Annotated in this window: 1 protein-coding gene; it reads left to right on the top strand. The window is 64.3% G+C overall.

Going from position 1 to position 2,934, the window contains the following annotated elements:
* Positions 1 to 2,934 (top strand): condensation domain-containing protein (locus ACZYZF_RS29450; RefSeq protein ID WP_463837597.1); only part of this gene is annotated, 2,934 nt, incomplete at both ends.

Here is a 2,934-nt window from a genome sequence, read left to right as displayed (position 1 = left end):
TCATCCGGGTTCGCCGCGGTTGATCAACATGTACGGGATCACCGAGACGACGGTGCATGCCTCGTTCCGGGAGATCGTGGCCGGTGACGTTGAGGGCAGTCTCAGCCCCGTCGGTGTGCCTTTGAATCACCTCGGCTTCTTCGTGCTCGATTCGTCATTGCAGCCAGCGCCAATTGGCGTGGCGGGTGAGCTGTACGTGGTAGGCGCTGGTTTGGGATACGGATACTGGCGTCGTGGTGGATTGACCGCGTCGCGGTTTGTGGCGTGTCCGTTCGGCGGTGCGGGTGCACCCCCAATGCGGATGTATCGGACCGGCGATCTGGCGTCGTGGGGAGCTGACGGGGAGTTGCGGTACCTGGGGCGTGCCGATGAGCAGGTCAAGATTCGTGGCTACCGCATCGAATTGGGAGAGATTCAGACAGCTCTCGCTGAGCTTCCTGGGGTTGATCAGGCGGCAGTGATTGCCCGTGAGGACCGTCCGGGTGACAAGCGCCTGGTCGGTTACATCACTGGCAGCGCGGACCCGGCCGCCGTTCGTGCCGCATTATCCGACCGCTTGCCCGGTTACATGGTGCCCGCGGCGGTAGTGACGCTCGATGCGTTGCCGTTGACGGTCAACGGGAAACTCGACAGACGGGCTCTGCCGGCGCCGGAATACGCCGACGTCGATCATTACCGTGCTCCCGCGACTCCCACCGAAGAGATCCTGGCCGGGATCTACTCCCAGGTGCTCGGGTTGGAGCGGGTCGGGGTGGATGATTCCTTCTTCGACCTTGGCGGTGATTCCCTTTCGGCGATGCGGTTGATCAATGAGGTCAACGCCGGTCTTGATACCGATCTTGCGGTTCGGGCGGTGTTCGAGGCGCCGACTGTGGCGCAACTGGCCGCGCGTGCGGGTGAGAGTTCGGGGATGCGTGAACCTCTGGTGGCCCGACAACGGCCGGATGTTCTGCCGTTGTCGTATGCCCAGCAGCGGTTGTGGTTCCTGGACCAGCTTGAGGGGCCGTCGCCGATCTACAACATGCCGACGGTGTATCGGATCACCGGTGGGTTGGATATCGACGCGCTCGGCCAAGCGCTGGCCGATGTCGTGGAACGCCACGAGTCTTTGCGCACGGTATTCCCGGCGGTCGATGGTGTGCCTCGACAGGTGGTGCTGCCGGCGGGACAGGTCGATCTCGGGTGGCAGGTGGTCGACGCCGTCGACTGGTCCCCGGACCGGCTACACGACGCGATTCGCTCGACAGTCGGATACGAGTTCGATCTGTCAGCCGAGATTCCTTTGCGGGCTGCCCTTTTCCGGGTGGCTGAGGGTGAGCATGTCCTGGTGGCGGTGGTCCATCACATCGCCGGGGATGGCTGGTCGATCGGTCCGTTGGTGCGTGATATCGGGGTGGCCTACGCGAGCCGGTGCGCGGGACAGGTCCCGGGCTGGTCACCGTTGCCGGTGCAGTACGCGGATTACACCTTGTGGCAGCGCTCGTATCTGGGTGATCCAGGTGATCCGGAGAGCCGGATCGCCGGCCAGTTGGCGTACTGGGAGCAGGCGTTGGCGGGACTTCCGGAGCGTCTGGGGCTGCCGACGGACCGCCCCTATCCATCGGTCGCCGACTACCACGGGGCCAGCATCGCGATGGAGTGGCCGGTCGAATTGCAGCGGCAGATCGCGCGAGCGGCGACTGAGCACAACGCGACCAGTTTCATGGTGGTGCAGGCGGCGTTGGCGGTGTTGTTGTCGAGTTTGAGCGGGAATTCGGATGTGGCGGTGGGCTTCCCGATCGCCGGGCGCAGCGACCCGGCGTTGGATGAGTTGGTCGGGGTCTTCATCAACACCCTGGTGCTGCGGATCGAACTCGACGGTGATCGGTCCGTTGCCGAACTGATGGCACAGGTGCGACGCCGCAGCCTGGCCGCCTACGAGCATCAGGATGTGCCGTTCGAGATGGTGGTCGATCGGCTCAACCCGGCCCGCAGTTTGACCCACCACCCGCTGGTTCAGGTGATGATGGCGTGGCAGAACCTGACCGGTCAGGACGAGGGCCAGGCTGCCTCACCGAGTTTGGGTGGTATGCAGGCCACACCGCTGGAAGCAGACACTCAGTCGGCACGGATGGATCTGACGATCTCGTTGGCAGAGCGCTGGAGCGCGGGTGAGCCGGCCGGCATCACCGGGGCGGTGGAATTCCGCACCGATGTTTTCGACGCCGCCACCATCCAGATCTTCATCGAGCGACTGACGCGGGTGGTCGAAGCGCTGACCGCCGATCCGTCGGAGACGTTGTCGTCGATAGATCTGCTGGAAGCCGGTGACCACGCCCGCCTCGACGGATGGGGCAACCAGTCGGTGCTGTCCGAGCCCGTGGTTGTGTCAGCGACGATTCCGGCAGTGTTCGCCGAGCAGGTGGCGCGGGACCCGGCTGCGGTAGCCGTGAGTTTCGATGGTCGTTCGATGACGTATGGGGAGCTCGATTGCGCGTCGAATCTCTTGGCATACAAGCTAGTTGAGCATGGTGCGCGGCCGGGTACATGTGTGGCGGTGCTGCTGACGCGGTCGGCGGATCCTGTGGTCGCGATTTTGGCTGTGCTCAAGTCGGGCGCTGCGTACCTGCCGATCGATGCGATGCATCCCGATGCGCGGATCGAGTTCATGCTGGCCGATGCCATGCCGGTCGCGGCAGTCACCACCTCCGAGTTGCGGACGCGGCTGGCGGGGAGGGACTTGCCAGTCATCGATGTCGACGATCCGGGTATCGGTGCGCAATCCGGCATTTCATTACCCGCGTCCAGCGCTGACGACACTGCGTACCTGATCTACACCTCGGGCACGACTGGCGTGCCGAAGGGAGTGGCGGTCACTCACCGGAATGTGGCGCGGTTGTTGGGGACGTTGGATGCGGAGTTGGGTCTGGCGGGGCAGGTGTGGACGCAGTGTCA

The sequence above is a fragment of the Mycobacterium sp. IDUB_24 genome (assembly GCF_055419385.1).
The sequence above is the reverse complement of the archived record's forward strand: the minus strand, read 5'-3'. Positions and strand labels throughout refer to the sequence as shown.